This window comes from Acinetobacter lwoffii (genome assembly GCF_024129715.1).
Classification (GTDB): Bacteria; Pseudomonadota; Gammaproteobacteria; order Pseudomonadales; family Moraxellaceae; genus Acinetobacter; species Acinetobacter lwoffii_U.
In genome coordinates, this window is sequence record NZ_JAMXXM010000003.1 from 180914 (window position 1) to 201279 (window position 20366).

Here is a 20366-nt window from a genome sequence, read left to right on the forward strand (position 1 = left end):
ATATGCTTGATTTACCTTTTAATCATACCGTGACCATTATTCTGATCACCTGTATTGTGTCATTTATTGCTTTCTCCAAAGAGACGGTGATGAATCGCCTGATTTTCTGGCCACCGGCACTGCAACGTGGACAATATGACCGCTTTATTACGCATGGCTTTATCCATGCGGATGGAGCTCATCTCTTGTTTAACATGATTACCCTGTTCTTCTTCGGCAGCGTGATTGAAAGCTTTTATCGTCAATATCTGTATGACCTGGGTTTTATCCTGTTTTACCTCGGTGGTCTGATCGCAGCGATTCTACCCAGTTACCTGAAGCATAAAAATGATGCGCGCTGGGCCAGTCTCGGCGCTTCCGGTGCAACCTCGGCTGTACTGTTTGCCTATATTCTGTTTGAACCTTGGAAGTTGATCTTTGTGTTCTTCATTCCGGTTCCTGCCATTATTTTTGCTGTGCTGTATGTAGCTTATAGCATCTGGTCAGGCAAAAAAGGCAATAGCAACATTAATCACAGCGCGCATTTATGGGGAGCGGCTTACGGGGTGGTCATGACGATTATTCTGGAGCCACGCCTGATTCCGCATTTCCTGAATAAACTGATGCAAGTTCCATTTTAATTAGGGTTATTTAATGATAAGAGAATGAGGCTATATATGAATTGAACCTCATATTTCTGCTAAAAATTGATAAGAGAGCTGCTGCTCTCTTATTTGTTTGAAACATCTAGTAATATATTAGAAAGTGATGATGTCACTTAATGCCAATCTTGGACTGAATTTTGCAGCGATAATGTATACATCTGTATATTAATTACTGTCATTCTCGAGATATTTTGCATGTCCACTACACCAGACGGTCTTCAATTTCCTCTTCAGTCTCCGCAACAAAAACCAAGTAGCTCTAAAGCAGGGCGCGCAATCATCGCGGCAGCGCTAGCCAATGTCGATTCACGCAGTTCTCAACAGGCACAATCAGAAAAAAACTGGCGCAAACACTACACAGTACATTTTAAGCAACTGGTCGAACAGGGACTGAGTTCTCCTGAAGCTAGCTTGAAAATTGCCGAAGATGGATTAGCAAAGGCCCATCAGACTTTTGAATTTTACCGTGATGGTCAAAAGTATGTATTGCAAGATGCTTTAACTCTACCCGCAGGTCAGTTGCATACATTCAAGCTGACAGGTCATAGCAAATCGCCACCAGAATGGTATGTGCCTTACCAGGGTCAAAAGCTGCAAGGTGATGCCTTACTGGAGCAGATTGAACGCTGGGAAAGCCAAGGCATTGTGGAAACCAGTCATGCCAATGCCCTACGTGAATGTGTCGTGCATCCTGAATGGTTTGACCTGTCAGATCGAACCACGGTGCTGTTTGGTGCAGCATCTGAAGCCGGCCCTTTGACCTGGCTGGCGAAATGGAAAGCCAATATTGTAGCGATTGATCTGCCGAATACCCGGGTATGGGGCAAGATTGTTGATACCATCAACCAAGGCAATGCCACGCTATATGCACCTTGTACCGAAGACCTGCCTGCTGATACTTCACTTGATATTTTAAAAGAAAAACTGGGGGCGAATTTGCTGACCCAGATTCCTGAAATTGCCAAATGGTTATTACAGTTCGAGCAGGATCTGGATCTGGCTGCAATTGCCTATCTGGATGGTGAAAAGCATGTTCGGGTCTCCATGGCGATGGATGCCATCATGCAGCATGTCAGCCAGCAAAAAGCCAATACCAGCCTGATGTACATGTGTACGCCGACCGATGTTTATGCGGTTCCGAGTGAAGTGATTGAAGCGTCAAAAGTAAAATATACTGAACGCTCCAAGGCACAGGCAATCATCTCCAAAGGTGTTTCCACTTTAAGCCGCAAACATTTTTTCCAGAAAAATGCGCATGAACTGATTCAGTCTGGTGATCAGGCGTATGGTATTTGTGACTGTCTGGTGGTTGAACAAGGCCCGAACTATGCGCTGGCAAAACGCATTCAGCAATGGCGTGCTACCTTAGCTCGTGCTCAAGGTAAGCGGGTCAGCATCAATATTGCCCCTTCTACTACGACCTATTCCGTGACCAAAAATCCGCTATTAAAAGCAGCGTTCAACGGCGCCAGCCTGTTTGATGTTGAAGCCTTTGCACCTGAAACCACCAATGCAATTATGGCTGCACTGTGGATTCATGACCTTCGCAATCCAGAATCGGTGGCCAATCCTGAAGTGAAGCTGAACCATCCGCTTGAATTAATGATGCATGGCGCGAATCATGGTGGTTTGTGGCGAGTGGCCTATCTGGCACGTACCGCACTACCTTTTGCTGCACTATATGGTTTTGCGACAGAGAAGTTGCCAAAAGGATTATTGAGTAAGTTGAAGAAGTAATTTTTTTATTATCTTCATCCAATTTTTCCATAAGAAAGGTAATCGTTATTTTTAAAGTTCTCCCCTCGTTGCGTAGCAGTGCTGCTCATCCCTAAAGCAGAGAGAACTTTAATTGAAAATGGGCGTTCCCTCTCCTTCTAGGAGAGGGTTAGGGAGAGGTTAATTTAGGCTTTCAATCATTCAAATTCTTATGAATGTGCTTTGGGCAGATTTAAGTTGATCTATTTTATAGCTTCTTTTTTTCTTTACTTTTGAAAGATCAAAAGTAACAAAAATCTTTTGTTAAGCTGATGATATGTCCCTATATCACAGCCTAACGGCGACATCCCTGTCGCCTTAATCGTAATTTAGGTTCCTCTTTTACATCCTTAATTTTTCTTCCACCCATAAAAAAGCTGCTCTAGAGCAGCTTTTTTATGTCTAAATAATTTAGAATACTTTTAACAGTACCCAGTACAAACTACCTGACAGACAGATCGTTGCTGGTAAAGTAAAGATCCAGGCAGACAGAATAGTTTTCACCATCTGGAAGTTCAGACCTGACTTGTTCGCCACCATGGTACCTGCTACTGCAGAGTTCAATACATGGGTAGTGGATACCGGCATACCAAAGCCATCTGCCGCTGCAATAGTTGACATTGCCACAAGTTCGGCAGACATACCCTGACCATAAGTCATATGCTGTTTACCAATACGCTCACCAACCGTCACGACAATACGCTTCCAGCCGACCATCGTACCCAGACCAAGTGCCAAGGCTGTCGCCACTTTCACCCAGGTCGGAATGTATTGCAGGAATGAATCCAGATTGTCGCGGTATTCATCTACTGTTTTTTCCTGTGCAGCACTCATTGCCGGTAAAGCTTCTGCTTTATCCAGACGTTTAAATGCTGTAGTGCTCAGGTACATGTCATTACGGAATTCAGATACTTGAGCTTCAGGAACATCCTTAATGCTGGTATAGCTACCAACTTTTTCACCCAGATGATCCGTCAAGCTTGCCAATGCAGGCACGACTTCAGGGGTAATTTCCTTGGTCTGAATGTACTTGGTGATCACATCACGGGCTTGTTCATCCGGAATGTCCTGATGATTTGGATAGATCACATCCGCTGTTTGTGCAGATAACTGACCAAAAGACTGAATATGTTGTGCATCCAGATTCTTGTTCAGCGAGTACGCTAAAGGTACACAGCCGATCAGGATCAGCATGATCAGGCCCATACCTTTTTGACCGTCATTTGAACCATGGGCAAAGCTCACCCCAGTACAGGTAAAGATCAGCATGGCACGAATCAATGGTGGCGGTGGCTTGTTACCTTCAGGTGGCTGGAACAATTCCAGTTGACGCTTGAAGATTTTTTTCACCAGCAGGAACACAATCGCAGCAAATGCAAAACCGATTAAAGGTGAGAATAACAGCGCCTTACCGACTTTCATCACCTGCTCCATGTCTATACCTGAAGCGCCAGCACCGGCATTCAGAATATAGTTCATGATGCCCACACCCAGAATCGAACCGATCAGGGTATGTGAACTGGATGCCGGAATACCGAGGAACCAGGTTCCCAGATTCCAGAGAATTGCCGCGATCAGCATGGCAAAAACCATGGCAAAACCTGCTCCGGAGCCGACATTCATGATCAGCTCGACTGGCAATAACGCAATAATGCCGTAAGCGACCGCACCACTGGCGACCATAACCCCAAGGAAGTTACAGAAGCCGGCCCACATCACTGCGACAGGAGCTGAAAGTGCATTGGTATAAATGACTGTGGCCACAGCATTGGCGGTATCGTGAAAGCCATTGACGAACTCAAAGCTCAACGCAATAAAAAGTGCCGTCGCTAACAAAATAACTGAATACAAGCCCAAGGCCGGTACATGCGCTAAATCTGCAGACAACTGGAAGCCGATATAAATCAGCGTAGTGATAATAAGAGTCAGGAACACCGGCATAAAGAATTTCGGTGTTGGCACATGAACATTGGTCGACTTTTGGGAAGCCGACCCGTGTGCTGAATCTACGGGAGTTTGATTAGGATTCATGCAAGCAGGAATAGAGGATTCAAGAATCCCCATATTGTTCAGTTAAATTGTGACAATTATATGACAAACTGCTGTCATATGAAGCAATTATTTGGATTTTCTTGCTGCTATTCGTCCTGTTTAATTCCGACTAAAACACTAGATTTTGATTTTATAAATCAATTACTTAAGAGAGGATTCCAGCTTATTTAAGCTTAGCAACCGCACATATTTTGCTACCAAAACGATTCATGCCCTACCTGTCATCAAGCAGAGCAAAAGTTTCATTTGCACAGCATAAGCCATCAATATGACAATTTCATGAATGAAAGCATCAGCTTAATTTTCTGATCCTGTTTCTTGTCTGTAAGGCATCGAATCAGATTCGAGATTGCATTATTTTCTGATCCGCATGTTAAAACTTGTTGTTTTTCTAGATGACTTATCAAATTTTCATATCATGCTTATCCATCATTCTGAGCAATCTCAGCAGAAATCAGTCAACTAATCTGCTAAGATTAGCGTCGTTTTTTTTGATTTCTGCTGAGAAAGTTTGAATGTCTACACTTACCACTTTAAAAGAACTTCTTGCCAAAAGAATTTTAATTATCGATGGTGCGATGGGTACCATGATCCAGCGCCATAAACTGGAAGAAGCCGATTATCGTGGTGAGCGTTTTGCTGACTGGGCCTATGATCTCAAAGGTAATAATGATTTGCTTGTGCTGACTCAGCCACAGATCATTCAAGGCATTCATGAAGCTTACTTGGAAGCTGGCGCCGACATTATTGAAACCAATACCTTTAACGGTACCCGCGTTTCAATGTCGGATTACCACATGGAAGATCTGGTTCCCGAGATTAACCGTGAAGCAGCACGTCTGGCCAAAGAAGCCTGTGCCAAATATTCAACACCGGAAAAACCACGCTTTGTGGCAGGTGTGATTGGTCCGACATCACGTACCACTTCTATTTCTCCAAACGTGAATGACCCTGCGTTCCGTAACATCACTTTTGATGCTTTAAAAGTTGACTATATTGAATCAACCAAAGCCTTGATCGAAGGTGGTGCAGACATCATCCTGATCGAAACCGTGTTCGATACCTTGAATGCCAAGGCCGCCATTTTTGCGGTGAAAGAAGTCTTTAAAGAATTAGGCTATGAACTGCCAATCATGATTTCAGGTACGATCACGGATGCATCAGGTCGTACATTGACTGGTCAAACCGCTGAAGCTTTCTGGAACTCGATGCGCCATGCGGAGCCACTTTCTATCGGCTTTAACTGTGCGCTGGGTGCAGATGCGATGCGTCCACACGTGAAAACCGTGTCTGACGTTGCCGATACCTTTGTTTCAGCGCATCCAAACGCTGGTTTGCCAAATGCCTTCGGTGGATATGATGAAACGCCGGAAGAAACTGCAGCATTTATTAAAGAATTTGCTGAAAGTGGCTTAATTAATATTACCGGTGGTTGCTGTGGCACTACGCCGGATCATATCCGCGCGATTGCAAATGCTGTTGCAGGCATTACCCCTCGCCAAATTCCTGAAATTGAACCGGCTTGTCGTTTAAGTGGTTTAGAGCCATTTAACATCACCAAAGATTCACTGTTTGTGAACGTCGGTGAACGTACCAACGTCACCGGTTCGAAAAAATTCCTGCGTCTGATTCGTGAAGAAAACTTCGCCGAAGCACTTGATGTTGCCCGTCAACAGGTTGAAGCCGGTGCGCAGATCATCGACATCAACATGGATGAAGGCATGCTCGATTCGCAAGGTGCGATGGTGCATTTCCTGAATCTGATTGCTTCTGAGCCAGATATTTCACGTGTGCCCATCATGCTGGATTCTTCTAAATGGGAGATTATTGAAGCGGGCCTGAAATGTGTGCAAGGTAAAGCTGTGGTGAACTCGATTTCCCTGAAAGAAGGTCATGACGAGTTTGTCGAACGTGCCCGCCTCTGCCGTCAATATGGTGCTGCGGTGATCGTGATGGCATTTGATGAAGATGGTCAGGCCGATACAGCTGCGCGCAAAAAAGAAATCTGCAAACGTTCATATGATGTTCTTGTGAATGAAGTGGGCTTCCCCTCTGAAGATATTATCTTTGACCCGAACGTCTTTGCGATTGCGACCGGTATTGAAGAACACAACAACTATGGCGTGGACTTTATTGAAGCGACTGGCTGGATTAAACAGAACCTGCCAAATGCGATGATTTCTGGTGGTGTGTCGAACGTATCATTCTCGTTCCGTGGTAACGAACCGGTACGTGAAGCGATTCACTCAGTGTTCCTGTACCATGCCATTCAGCAAGGCATGACTATGGGTATTGTAAATGCCGGTCAGATGGCGATTTACGATGACATCGATAAAGAATTGAAAGAAGCGGTTGAAGATGTTGTTTTAAACCAGAACCAGGGTGAAAGCGGTCAGGAAGCGACCGAAAAACTACTTGCGGTTGCTGAAAAATACCGTGGTCAAAGTGGTACGCAAAAAGCCGAAGAAAATCTTGAGTGGCGTAATGAGTCTGTTGAAAAACGTCTTGAATATGCGTTGGTAAAAGGCATCACGACTTATATCGACCAGGATACTGAAGAAGCTCGTTTAAACTCTACACGCCCACTCGATGTGATCGAAGGCCCATTGATGGCAGGTATGAATGTGGTCGGCGACCTGTTCGGTGCCGGTAAAATGTTCTTGCCGCAAGTAGTCAAATCTGCACGCGTGATGAAACAGGCTGTGGCGTGGTTGAACCCGTTCATTGAGGCCGAGAAAACCCAAGCTGAAGCTAAAGGTAAAATCCTGCTGGCTACGGTGAAAGGTGACGTACACGACATCGGTAAGAACATCGTTGGTGTAGTATTAGGCTGTAATGGTTATGACATCGTGGATCTGGGCGTGATGGTGCCATGCGAGAAGATTCTGCAAACTGCGATTGATGAAAAAGTCGATATCATCGGTTTGTCTGGTCTGATCACGCCGTCATTGGATGAAATGGTCTTTGTTGCCAAAGAAATGCAACGTAAAGGCTTTAACATTCCACTGATGATTGGTGGTGCAACGACTTCTAAAGCGCATACCGCAGTGAAAATCTCACCGCAATATCATAATGATGGCGTGCTTTATACCGCGGATGCTTCGCGTGCCGTAGGTGTAGCCACGCAGTTGCTCTCTCCTGAGATGAAACCTAAGCTTTTGGCTGACTATGCAGCGGATTATGAAAAAATCCGTACCCGTCTTGCGAACAAGCAACCGAAAGCGGCTAAATTGTCTTATCAAGAATCGGTTGAAAACGGCTTCAAGATCGACTTCGACAAGAATGCACCGGTTAAGCCGAACTTCATCGGTTCAGAAATTTTCACAAATTATCCGCTTGAAACTCTGGTGGAATATTTTGACTGGACACCGTTCTTTATTTCATGGAGCCTGGCGGGTAAATTCCCGAAAATCCTTGAAGATGAAGTGGTGGGTGAAGCAGCACGTGACTTGTATGAACAAGCACAAGCAATGCTGAAAGACATCATCGAGAATAAACGTTTTGATGCGCGTGCGACGTTTAGTATTTATCCTGCAAACCGTGTAGCAGCAGATACAGTTGCCGTTGCAGATGAAGCGGGTAATGTAACCCACAGCTTCGAGCACTTACGTCAGCAGTCTGACAAAGTGACAGGTAAAGCGAACTACTCTTTGGCAGACTTTGTTGCGCCAAAAGATGTGGCTCAGGATTACTTGGGTGGCTTTACCGTGTCGATTTTTGGTGCGGAAGAACTTTCGCAAGAATACAAAGCCAAAGGTGATGACTATAATGCGATTATGGTTCAAGCCTTGGGTGACCGTTTTGCCGAAGCATTTGCAGAGCATTTACACGAGCGTATTCGTAAAGAGTTCTGGGGCTATCAAGCAGACGAAGCTTTATCAAATGAAGATTTGATTAAAGAAAAGTATGTCGGTATTCGTCCTGCACCAGGTTATCCTGCTTGTCCTGAGCATTCTGAAAAAGCACCACTCTTTGATTGGTTAGGTACAACCGACAAGATTGGTACGTACTTGACGACGAGCTTTGCGATGTGGCCACCTTCATCAGTGAGCGGTTTCTATTATGCAAACCCTGAAACTGAATACTTTAACGTGGGTAAAATCTCTGGCGACCAGTTGGAAGATTATGCGAAGCGTAAAGGTTGGACGTTAGATGAAGCGAAACGTTGGTTAGCACCGAATTTGGATGATTCTGTGGTGTAATCCCCCTCGATCCCCCTTTTCCAAAGGGGGAAGAATCCATTCGTATCGAATAAAAAATCCCCCTCAATCGAGGGGATTTTTGTTTTTAATCTTTTAATCCCCCTAAATCCTGAGCCATATATGTCGCTAGGTTAAAGAGGGACTTCCACGTATCAAATTATTTACGTGACAACTCCTCCCTTTTTAAAGGGAGATTGGGAGGGATTAATTGATATAAATAAAACAATTACTTAAAATGAATAAATACTAAAAATTGAACATTAAATAATGGCTATCATAAAAATTCTAGATTCAGGAAGTTTAGAGTCAATATGTAAAATTCTCGGTGAAACGAATGATGGACTTTCTGGAACTGAGATAGGCAAATATCTAGCAGAATGTCATATCCCTGACCTTCAACCGAATATCACCAAATGGAAACGTCTATACGAAGCTTTAAATAGCAAACAACACAATGACCGTTGCTCAAATCATATTTTAGCTTTTATAAAGCACGTTATGCGCCCATCGAGACACATAAATAGGAAGGAGTGGTTTGAATACATAAGAAATGATTTAAATTTTGCTTTATCTTTCGAAGGTTTTGAATTAACAGAAAGTGGAGAAATCAAGTACGCTGAAAAAGTTCAAACTTTCAGTGAGGCTGAAGCACGAGCAAAAAATTTAAGAAAATCATTATTAGATAGAAAAATTCATCCTGATGTACTTACTTTCTGCAAAGCAGAATTACTTGTAGATAACTATTTTCATGCAGTATTTGAAGCTACTAAAAGTATTGCTGAGAAAATCAGACTTAAAACGAATCTAACTTCTGATGGAGCTGAATTAGTTGATCAAGCTTTTTCGTATAAAAATAAAGTGCCTTATTTAGCCTTAAATAATTTAACCACACCGAGCTATCAGAGTGAACAGAATGGTTTTATGCATTTACTCAAAGGCATATTTGGAACATTTAGAAATACTACAGCCCATGCTCCCAAAATTACATGGAGTATAGATGAACAAGATGCCTTAGATATATTATCAACAGTATCTTTAATTCATAGAAAATTAGACAAAGTAATTGAAGCTAAAAAAATGTATGAAGGGCAAATATAATCCCTCCTAACCTCCCTTTTGAAAAGGGAGGAACAGCACGAATCCAAAACCATCATAAAATTCGCATGAAGTCCCTCTTTCTCAAAGAGGGATTTAGGGAGATTCTTGTTGAATAAATTGATAAATCACTTCTACCACATTATCCAACTGTTCGATCACCTGCCCGTTATCAAACCTAAGCACTTTCAATCCGAGTTGAGCCAAGGCTTCATCTCGGACCCGATCCGCTTCTAAGCCTTCATTTGTAAAGTGTTGACTGCCATCGCACTCAATCACCAAATTCACAGCAGGACAGTAAAAATTCACGATGTAATTTAAAATTGGCTTTTGCCGATAGAACTGCAAACCTCATATTTACTTTACAAAATCCCTCACCCCGACCCTCTCCCAATGGGAGAGGGAGCATTCATTACTATTTAAATGCTGACATAAATTTATGAATAGACATTCCCTCTCCTTTTAGGAGAGGGTTAGGGAGAGGTAAAATTTAACAACCAATAAAAAATCTGAAACTGCCCCATTTCTAACCGCTCACCCAAAAATCATCTGTTTTTACATTTTTAAGTCAGCAAATTTCAAACATTTCCATAATAATAAGACTTTAGACCTCTCCCAGAATACGTGAAGGCCCTCCTCCATGAAAAAACTCATCAACAACCCAGAAAACCTGGTTGTCGAAATGTGCAAAGGCTTTGTCCTTGCCCACCCTGAACTACAATTTACCGAATCGCATAAAATCCTTTCACGTAAACAAAAACACAATAACGTGGCACTGATCAGTGGCGGTGGTAGCGGTCACGAACCTGCACATGCGGGCTTTGTCGGCACAGGCATGTTAGACGCTGCCGTATGCGGTGACGTATTTGCATCACCTTCACAAATTCAGGTCTACAAAGCCCTGCAACATGTGGCAACAGACAAAGGCGTTTTGATGATCATCAAAAACTATTCTGGCGATATGATGAATTTCCAGAATGGTGCTGCCTTGGCTGCGGAAGATGGCATCAAGGTTGACTATGTCAAAGTGGCGGATGATATTGCCGTTAAAGACAGCCTCTATACGGTTGGTCGTCGTGGTGTTGCGGGTACCATCTTCGTGCATAAAATTGCCGGTGCAGCAGCGTCAAAAGGTTTAGAGCTTGCGGAAGTCAAAGCTGTGGCTCAAAAAGCAGCGGATAACGTGATTAGTCTTGGTTTCGCCTATACCTCATGTACTGTTCCTGCCAAAGGTACACCCACCTTTACCCTAGCCGATGATGAAATGGAATACGGCGTCGGTATCCATGGTGAACCAGGCATTCGTCGTGAAAAAATTCTGCCATCCAAAGAACTGGCACAACGTATTATCGATGACCTGTTCCTCGATCGCCCTGATCTGACTGAAGTTGCTGTTCTAGTCAACGGCTTTGGTTCAACGCCAATGCAAGAACTGTATGTGTTTAACAATGATGTTTGCGAACATCTGGCGCGCAAAGGCATCAAGATTTACCGCACCTTCGTTGGCAACTACATGACCAGTATCGACATGAATGGTGCATCGGTCTCATTGCTTGCTGTGGATGAGGAACTGAAAACCTATTTAGATGCGGAAGCCAATACTCCAGCATTTAAACTGGATGGCTCGCCTGCACTACCATTTGAATTTGCAGCACAAGACGCAGCAGCAAAACAAACCGCCAATACAGAAGTCGAAACTCAGCCTGAGCATGCTGAAATTCAAAATGAACAGTTCATGATTGAAAATATGCGGTATGTGGTCGATGTGATGGCTGCCTGCATCATCAAAAATGAAGTGCCATTCTGCGAACTAGATGCCCATGCTGGTGACGGCGATTTTGGCATGAGTGTGGCTAAAGGTTTTAAACAGCTAAAACGCGAATGGCAAAGCCTGATTCAAGCACAACAGATGGATGAATTTTTGCTGAACAGTTCAATGATTATCATGGAGCATTGTGGCGGTGCGTCAGGGCCAATTTGGGGTTCTGCTTTCCGTTCAGCCAGCAAAGCCATTCAAGGTAAACAAACCCTAAGCGTGGCAGATTTTGCCGAGATGCTGCAAGCTGCGGTCAAAGGTATTCAAGTGACAGGTGAGCGTTCGTTTGGTCGTGGTGCTGTGGTCGGTGACAAAACCCTGATTGATGCACTTGTACCTTGCGCAGACTCTTGGTCAACCAATACCGACAAGACGTTTAAAGAAAACTTTGTCTTGGGTGCAGAGGCTGCGGTAAAAGGTGCAGAATCTACCAAAGAGATCGTAGCGCGTATGGGCCGTGCCGGTACGGTCGGTGATCGTAGCTTAGGCTATCCGGATGCTGGTGCACATGGCTTAGGCGTGATCTTTACGGACATTGCCGAGCATATTAAATAAGCTTTGCAAGATTTAAAAAAAGCCCCGACACTGTTCGGGGCTTTTTTCAAATTTCATTTCCTCTACTGAGCAAGTTTAAAAACACCAGTAATGAAAGGTATTGCTCATCCCCATGAACATGGTCTAACTAAACTTCTCTAAATAGCGCTCTAACTCTTCTGTCACCACTACCCGCTTATTGCCTTTCACCTGTTCCTCACCCAATACGCCTTCTGAGTCAATGACCACCACTTTGTGCCCATTCGCTTGTAAACGTTTGACACCTTCAAATAACATGCGTGCACCCACATCATGAATCAAAGTCAAATTGGTCAGGTCTATGACTATACGTGTTTTAGCGTCTGGCTCATCCTGCAAAATCCGTAGCAACATTTCCGATTCGGTAAATTGCAATACACCGCGCAGCTCATACACGACAATGTCATTGTTCTTACCTACAGTATAACGACTTTGCAAAATGGTCTGTGCCGATGGCGTCCCTTCCATCAGATGCAAGCCCATGTCCCGCGACAAACGCTCAAAAATATCCACGCCACGTACACTATGCCCATGCTCATCAATTTTAGGAGAAAAAACCACAATTCCCACCTGCCCAGGCAATACCCCGATAATTCCGCCCGATACACCACTTTTGGCAGGAATGCCCACCGTCGTCAGCCAGTCACCCGCCGCATCATACATGCCACAGGTCATCATCACGCTGAGCACTTGGCGCACCACATCACGCTCTAGCAGCTGTTTGCCCGTTTTGGCCTGAACACCGCCATTGGCGAGCACACTACAGATATTTGCCAGATCTTTGACCGTCACTTTAATCGCACATTGCTTGATGTATCCATTGACGATTTCTACCGGATCCGAATCCAGCACACCTACGGTACGTAGCATATAGCCAATCGACAGGTTCCGGAATGCAGTTTTGACTTCCGACTTATACACCTGCTTGTCGAATTCCAGTTGACGTCCTGCCAGCTCACTTAAAAAACGGCGTAAGCATTCCGCACGTGAAATGCCTTTTTGTACCGGAATCAAAGAATGCGTAGTGATCGCACCCGAGTTAATCATTGGATTTTTAGGAAGATTGGTTTCTTTATCTAGCGAAATCTGATTAAAAGCCTCTCCTGAAGGTTCAACGCCGACCTTTTCCAGTACTGCTGGAATTCCCAAATGCTGCAATGCCAAGGCATAGGCAAAAGGCTTGGACATCGACTGCATGGTAAATTCGGTTTCATCATCTCCCGTGGAATAAATCGTGCCATCCACCGTAGTCAGCGCCAAAGCGAACTTGTTTGGATCTACCGCTGCCAGTTCAGGGATATAGTCAGCCAAAGCGCCCTGATCATTATCATGACAGACCGTTAATACATGCTGGAGATAATCGGGCACCGGGGTTTTCATTCAGATAGATCCTTTATATTTTCATCCTGTTTACACCTTAAATTTTCAGGATAAAACTACAAGTCCAAATTGGTAGCATTTTATAAATACGTCCATTGATTTGGACTAAAACAAATGCCTTTTCAGCTCAATGATCATCAGGAGTAAGGGGCATTTTGATATTATTTTTTTGAGTTTTTATAAAATATCGAGCGGTTCAACAGGTCATTTCGATTAGTTTGATTATCCATTTTATTTATATTTTTCATCGCAATAAATGATATTATTCACCCACCTGCTCACATTATAATCTAACACGCTGATCCCGGATTTGAATTTTTACAGTCTACTCGTGCCCAGCATCATGTCGAGCCTGGGGATCATCACGCTGAGTATTTCCTATTATAAAGGCTTACCTAATTATTTAAGATCTTATGCTTATGCACTGATTCTGATTGGCGTAACGATATTACTCAATACCGTTTTATCTGCAGCAGTTTTAGTTGAAATCTCCAGTTTCATTGCTGCTCTTTACTTCTTGTCCTGTACCTTTCACAGCAAAGCCATTTATGAGCGTTTAAAAATCGACTATGTATGGCCAAACTATATTTACCTGATTGCCTTGGGTGCGTTTGGCATTTACTACTTTACCCAAGTGACTGCTGACCAGACTGCCCGTTTGCTGATTATTGGTAGCATTACTGCGGCAATTTATTTGCACCGCCCGATTGCCTTTATTCGGACGAGTACACGCTTACGTATCGACAGTTACCTGAAAATTTTTACCCTCGCGACCGCGTTCATCATTATGGGTCGTGCCTTGCTATTCTCTGTTTTACTTGAGGATCAGGGATTTGTCGCCCATTACGAACCGGCATGGGCATTTACGCAGCTGCTCCTGCTGCTGATTGATCTGATCTTTTTAGGTTTATTCATTGGCTGTGCAATTTTGGATCTGGTGCGAAAGTTGCAACGGGAGCGCCATCACGACCCGCTGACCGGATTATTAAACCGTCGTGGCTTTGAAGCCTATATTCAAAAAATAGATCCCAATCCCGCCTTACAGCATGCAGTTTTGATGGCAGATCTAGATCATTTCAAAGCCGTTAATGATCGTTATGGACATCAGGTCGGTGATCTGGTTTTACAACATATCAGTCAGATATTTAAAGCCAATATTCGGGACAAAGACCAAGTGTCACGTATTGGTGGTGAAGAGTTTCTGCTCGTCTTGCATGACATTCAAAAAGATGCCGCCTTTAAAATTGCTGAACGGATCCGGTTACAGCTTGAAGAAACCCCATTACATCATGAACAGCAGCATATTTACCTGACTATCAGTATCGGAGTCAGCTTCTTCAATCATCCTAATCAGATTAAAGAAGCCACTTTAGCGGCTGATCATGCCATGTATCAGGCCAAACAGATGGGCCGTAATCAGGTTCAATTCGCTCAAGAGAAAATTGCCTGAATTTGATAAAACTTTAAATCTCTTATTTCACCTTGGTCTTGCGAATCATTTTGTACAGCACCTTGGGGGAAATACGTGAAACTAGCACACCAAGTTTTTCTTTCTTTCCGCCAATCACGATATATTCTTCGCCGCACTGCAAGGCTTGTACGCTTTGACGGGCAAAATCTTCTGCCGACAGACCATTTTCAATCGCTTCATCCTGCTTGGCTTGTGGCTTGCCTTCCCCATTTAAAGCATTAAACGACACATTGGTTTGAACAAAGCCCGGGAATATCACTGAGACCTGAACGCCCTGATCAGCAACTTCAGCACGTAAACTATTGGCCCACATATGAATCGCTGCTTTGGCTGCTGAATAGGAGGCGCGATACTGGGTGCCAAGCAAACCTGCCACACTGGAAATAAACACGATACGACCTGATTTTTGTGCCAGAAAGGTCGGCAATACCATTTTGGTGAGAAATACCTGCGAGAAATAATCGACTTCCATAATAGCGCGTTCAGTCTGCATGGTGGTGTGCTGAATCAGGGCACGTTGACTGAGTCCTGCATTATTAATCAGCCAGTCAATCCGGCCTTTTTGTTGCAAAACCTGTTCATAGGCATGACGAACCTGGCTTTCATCCGTGATATCGGCAATGACTGAAATATGCTGATCTGGATTAGTGAGACTTTGGCGAACATTTTCCAGTTCTTCATGCCGACGTGCAGTCAGTACCACCTGGGCTCCGAGTTCAGCACATTGCTGGGCAATCGCCTTGCCAATCCCTGAAGATGCGCCGGTAATCCAGACCACTTTTCCATTTAAGTCTTCAACTTTCGCCATGAAATCCTCTTTCCCTTGTTTTAATGAATATGGTGCGGCATTTCATCTTCCAGAAATGCCAGTAAATGTTCAAAATAATAACTCATGGTATCAGCATCATAGATGTGACTGAGCTTGTCAAAACGTTTATAGCCTAACTGGGTGGTTAAATGAATCACCCCATTCAAGGTTTTATCGACCACCACATTAAATTTCAACATTTTTTTCGGTTCACGGATCAGATGTGTCACCCCTTGATCGACCACCTGAGTAAAGGCTTTTAAAGCGGGTGATACATATTGATGATTACCATTTTTCATCTGGTCAACACAGCCGAGCAGTTCCATCACTAGTAATTTTTCCACCGGATATCGAACAAAAGCATCACCTTGATGCTCATAGGTCATGCGATGCAAATAGTTCACCATAGGCATCAGACGCTCATTGCCAAACAACGAAACCGACCACGGCATATATTTACGGGTGTTATGCATAATCTGCTGAATCACTTTTTCGGACTCGCTGTCCGGTGAATTGGCCAACTGCACCACCTGACCAAAAATCTGGTCAATAATTTCACAGGCCATATCGGCCAGATTTTCACCTAAGGGTCTGGCAAGACTGTCTCGCTCGCCGGCATTTAATCTGGAATGAAGGTCTTTAAAGCGCTGATGGGTTTCGGGTTGAAGCTTCAGGGAAATGTTATAGCTCATCTTATTATCCTTTTTGATATGCTGCGATGAGTCGCGTTTTTTTATCAATCTATCATACGATGAGTTGCTATACATGCCAATTGGCTAAAGTTTGCATTTGGTTAAGCTGCCGCATGCACTATTTTTTTTGCTACAATAGATCCAATTTTTCATTCACTTTTGATCTGTTTAGACTATGACTGACTCAGCGCAAAATATCGCGACAACCTACGATCCGACCGAGATCGAGAAAAAATGGTACCAAACTTGGGAAGAGCGTGGTTACTTTAAGCCGTCTGAAAAAGGCGAATCTTTCTGTATCATGATTCCGCCACCAAACGTCACGGGTAGCCTGCATATGGGTCATGGTTTTAACAATGCCATCATGGATGCCTTAACCCGTTTTAACCGTATGTCAGGTAAAAATACTTTATGGCAACCGGGTACTGACCACGCCGGTATTGCAACACAAATGGTTGTAGAGCGTCAGTTGGGTGCACAAGGCATTAGCCGTCATGACCTGGGTCGTGAAAAGTTCATCGAAAAAGTATGGGAATGGAAAGAACAGTCTGGCGGTAACATTACCCGTCAAATTCGTCGCCTAGGTTCTTCGGTTGACTGGTCACGTGAACGCTTCACCATGGATGATGGTTTATCAAACGCGGTAAAAGAAGTGTTTGTAAAACTGCACGAAGAAGGTCTGATCTACCGCGGCAAACGTTTGGTGAACTGGGATCCAAAATTACAAACTGCGCTGTCTGACTTAGAAGTTGAGTCTGATAAAGAAGAAGCAGGTTCATTGTGGCACTTTAAATACTTCTTTGAAGATAAATCACTACGCACGCACGATGGTAAAGATCACATCGTTGTGGCAACCACTCGTCCTGAAACACTACTTGGTGATACAGCTGTTGCCGTTGCACTTGATGATGAACGTTATGCTGCGCTTGTTGGCAAAAACATCATCCTGCCAATCACTGGTCGTGCGGTTCCAATCGTTAAAGACGAATATGTCGATAAAGAATTCGGTACAGGCTGTGTGAAAATCACCCCTGCGCATGACTTCAATGACTATGAAGTAGGTAAACGTTGCGAATTGCCAATCATCAACATCTTCAACAAAAATGCTGAAGTTGTTGCTGAGTTTGAATACATCGCGAAAGCGGGCGAGCAAATTTCTAAAACTATTCCTGCACCTAGCGAATATGTTGGTTTAGAGCGTTTTGAAGCACGTAAAAAGATCGTTGAACAAGCGGAAGCTGAAGGCTGGTTAGATCAGATCCAACCATACACCTTGAAACCACCTCGCGGTGACCGTTCAGGCGTGATTGTTGAACCTCTGCTCACAGACCAATGGTATGTGAAGATTGCGCCGCTAGCGAAACCTGCCATTGAAGCGGTTCAAGACGGTCGTATCAAGTTCGTTCCTGAGCAGTACAGCAACATGTATATGGCTTGGATGAACAACATCCAAGACTGGTGTATCTCGCGTCAATTGTGGTGGGGTCACCGTATCCCTGCTTGGTACGATGCGGAAGGTAATGTTTATGTAGGTCGTGATGAAGCGGAAGTTCGCGCGAAAAACAACATCCCTGCCGATGTTCAATTAAACCAAGACGAAGACGTATTGGATACATGGTTCTCTTCAGGTCTTTGGACATTCTCAACTTTAGGTTGGACTGGCGACGAAGCGAAAGACAAAGCCAACTACTTCTTAAATACCTTCCACCCGACTGATGTGCTTGTCACTGGTTTTGACATCATCTTCTTCTGGGTGGCACGTATGATCATGCTGACCATGCACTTCATGAAGAATGAAGATGGTACGCCACAAGTGCCGTTTAAAACCGTGTACGTTCACGGTTTGGTACGTGATGGCGAAGGTCAGAAGATGTCTAAATCTAAGGGTAACGTACTTGATCCATTAGACTTGATTGATGGTGTGGATCTTGAAACCTTAGTACAAAAACGTACAACAGGTTTGATGAACCCGAAACAAGCAGCGAAGATTGAAAAATCAACCCGTAAAGAATTCCCTGAAGGTATTCAATCTTACGGTACAGACGCGGTTCGTTTCACCTTCTGTGCGCTTGCCAACACTGGTCGTGACATCAAGTTCGACATGAAACGTGTTGAAGGTTACCGTAATTTTGCCAACAAAATCTGGAACGCAACCCGTTTCGTGATGATGAATGTCGAAGGTCAAACTATTGGTTCAGAAGCACGTCAAGACCTTTGGGAATTGCCTGAACAATGGATCGTAAGCCGTCTGCAAAAAGCGGAACAAGCGGTGCAAACAGCATTTGCAACCTACCGTTTAGACCTGGCTGCACAAGCGATTTACGAGTTCATCTGGAATGAATACTGTGACTGGTATGTTGAGTTAACCAAACCAGTTCTGAACGATGAAAATGTGTCTGAAGAGCGTAAAGCTGAAGTACGTCGTGTATTGTTAGCGGTGATGGAAGCGTCTTTACGTTTGGCGCATCCGTTGATGCCTTATCTGACTGAAGAAATCTGGCAAACGCTTGCACCGAAACTAAACATTGTTGGCGAAACGATTATGTTGGCGCAGTACCCTGTTGCTGACCAAGCACTGATCAACGACCAAGCTGAAGCAGATATGCAATGGCTGCAAGGTTTGATTGGTGCGGTACGTAACATCCGTGGTGAGATGGGTCTAGGTAATGCGCGTTTGTTGCCTGTTCTTCTGCAAAACACCACTGATGCTGAGAAAGCACAGATCACACGTATTGAAGCATTGTTTAAAGCATTGGCAAAAGTTGAAAGCATTACCTTCTTGGCGGATGGCGAACAACCACCATTATCTTCATCGAGTGTAGTCGGTCACGTGTCTGTATACGTTCCAATGAAGGGCTTGATTGATCCGAAAGCGGAATTGGGTCGTCTGCAAAAAGACTTAGACAAGGTTCAAAAACAGCATGATCAAATTGCCAATAAACTTTCGAATGAAGGTTTTGTGGCAAAAGCACCTGCGGCTGTGGTTGAAGGCGAGAAAGTAAAACTTGCTGAGTTTGCTGATCAGTTAGCGAAGATTAAAGCGAATATGGAGCAGATTGCGGCGCTTTAAGGCTGTAGTTTGATTTAAAAAAATCCCCTCTTAGTGAGGGGATTTTTTTAATTCCAATATGTTTGGATAATTTCTTTTATCCAATTAAATAGCGGAACTATTAATATTACTAACACCTGCTGCCAATATCGCAAACTTTCTGGTTGTTCATTAATAATGATAATTGGCTGAGATTTAACAACCTTAGTTCTTTTTTTAGCTTTTGACTTTTTACGTCTAGCCATAAATTCTTTACCTTCTAAATAGAATTTTGGACTACACGTCTGAGTTTTTTAATGATATGCCCCAAACGTGTAAATAAATACAGTTTGGTCATAGGAGTTACTCAAGCAGAGATAGAGAGATTTTTTTGAATTGAAAAATTACGAGTGGTTATAAAAATAATTGGTAAAGCTACTAATAGAATAATTTTAAAGAATGTTTGTAAACTTACCGATTCATTACCCTTTAAGGATTTTGAAAAAAATTTAGAAACTTCTCTATTGATATAGTGATAAAGGAAAGTATCTAAATCAACGAGAATGCCTATTTTTGATAATAGATTGTGATACATCTTTTGGAAATGGGCAAATAAAGTTCTTTCACCCTCAGTATTACCTAGACGTGATAAAACACCTGCTAATATATCTAATGCGAGTTTTAACTTACTATTTCTACTGGGCAACGAGGAACTACTATTACTATCATCCTCAAAATCATCCCAACTCAATATCGACATATTTATACCTTTTTATTCTAAGTTTTAATCATATAAATCCATTAATGTAATGTCAAATTAAAAACACTATATATAGATAATTTAATAATT

General features: G+C 43.4%; 13 protein-coding genes and 1 pseudogene. 7 read left to right on the forward strand and 7 right to left on the reverse strand.

Annotated elements, in window-relative coordinates; translation table 11 throughout:
* The first annotated feature begins 2 nt into the window (after positions 1 to 2).
* A complete protein-coding gene (locus NI462_RS04110) occupies positions 3 to 620 on the forward strand; it encodes a rhomboid family intramembrane serine protease (RefSeq protein ID WP_191111972.1) in 618 nt (205 codons plus the stop codon).
* 219 nt (positions 621 to 839) lie between these two features.
* Positions 840 to 2381 (forward strand): hypothetical protein, encoded by a 1542-nt coding sequence (locus NI462_RS04115; RefSeq protein WP_253159220.1) that lies wholly within the window; start codon positions 840 to 842, stop codon positions 2379 to 2381.
* Positions 2382 to 2810: 429 nt separating this feature from the next.
* On the opposite strand, the gene NI462_RS04120 is transcribed toward NI462_RS04115, so the two are convergent.
* Positions 2811 to 4430, reverse strand: a complete 1620-nt coding sequence (locus NI462_RS04120; protein ID WP_253159222.1) for an inorganic phosphate transporter — start codon at positions 4428 to 4430, stop codon at positions 2811 to 2813.
* 536 nt (positions 4431 to 4966) lie between these two features.
* Between NI462_RS04120 and metH the strand changes: the two genes are divergently transcribed.
* Complete coding sequence (metH, locus tag NI462_RS04125) at positions 4967 to 8653, forward strand: methionine synthase (protein ID WP_253159225.1); 3687 nt, start codon at positions 4967 to 4969, stop codon at positions 8651 to 8653.
* Positions 8654 to 8920: 267 nt separating this feature from the next.
* On the forward strand, positions 8921 to 9751 hold the full coding sequence (locus tag NI462_RS04130) for a TIGR02391 family protein (protein WP_253159227.1): 831 nt from the start codon (positions 8921 to 8923) through the stop codon (positions 9749 to 9751).
* A gap of 93 nt (positions 9752 to 9844) precedes the next feature.
* Here the strand turns inward: NI462_RS04130 and NI462_RS04135 are convergent.
* A pseudogene (locus NI462_RS04135) lies at positions 9845 to 10099 on the reverse strand (endonuclease domain-containing protein); the annotation flags it as partial.
* Positions 10100 to 10388: 289 nt separating this feature from the next.
* Here NI462_RS04135 and dhaK point away from each other — a divergent pair.
* Positions 10389 to 12119, forward strand: coding sequence for a dihydroxyacetone kinase subunit DhaK (gene dhaK / locus NI462_RS04140; protein WP_253159229.1), 1731 nt, complete (start codon positions 10389 to 10391; stop codon positions 12117 to 12119).
* A gap of 123 nt (positions 12120 to 12242) precedes the next feature.
* Here the strand turns inward: dhaK and NI462_RS04145 are convergent, their stop codons facing one another.
* Positions 12243 to 13517, reverse strand: a complete 1275-nt coding sequence (locus tag NI462_RS04145; protein WP_253159231.1) for a glutaminase — start codon at positions 13515 to 13517, stop codon at positions 12243 to 12245.
* A gap of 343 nt (positions 13518 to 13860) precedes the next feature.
* On the opposite strand from NI462_RS04145, the gene NI462_RS04150 reads away from it, so the two are divergent.
* The gene (locus tag NI462_RS04150) at positions 13861 to 14967 is read left to right on the forward strand and encodes a GGDEF domain-containing protein (protein WP_195726078.1); all 1107 of its coding nucleotides are present in this window, start codon (positions 13861 to 13863) and stop codon (positions 14965 to 14967) included.
* A gap of 22 nt (positions 14968 to 14989) precedes the next feature.
* Here NI462_RS04150 and NI462_RS04155 read toward each other — a convergent pair whose 3' ends face one another.
* A complete protein-coding gene (locus NI462_RS04155; protein WP_253159233.1) occupies positions 14990 to 15796 on the reverse strand; it encodes an SDR family oxidoreductase in 807 nt (268 codons plus the stop codon).
* A gap of 20 nt (positions 15797 to 15816) precedes the next feature.
* Complete coding sequence (locus NI462_RS04160; RefSeq protein WP_253159235.1) at positions 15817 to 16488, reverse strand: hypothetical protein; 672 nt, start codon at positions 16486 to 16488, stop codon at positions 15817 to 15819.
* 175 nt (positions 16489 to 16663) lie between these two features.
* On the opposite strand from NI462_RS04160, the gene NI462_RS04165 reads away from it, so the two are divergent.
* On the forward strand, positions 16664 to 19558 hold the full coding sequence (locus NI462_RS04165; RefSeq protein ID WP_253159237.1) for a valine--tRNA ligase: 2895 nt from the start codon (positions 16664 to 16666) through the stop codon (positions 19556 to 19558).
* A gap of 47 nt (positions 19559 to 19605) precedes the next feature.
* Here the strand turns inward: NI462_RS04165 and NI462_RS04170 are convergent, their stop codons facing one another.
* Both NI462_RS04170 and NI462_RS04175 read right to left on the reverse strand, forming a co-directional pair.
* Complete coding sequence (locus NI462_RS04170; protein WP_155237102.1) at positions 19606 to 19782, reverse strand: hypothetical protein; 177 nt, start codon at positions 19780 to 19782, stop codon at positions 19606 to 19608.
* 101 nt (positions 19783 to 19883) lie between these two features.
* On the reverse strand, positions 19884 to 20276 hold the full coding sequence (locus NI462_RS04175) for a hypothetical protein (RefSeq protein WP_253159239.1): 393 nt from the start codon (positions 20274 to 20276) through the stop codon (positions 19884 to 19886).
* Positions 20277 to 20366 lie beyond the last annotated feature (90 nt).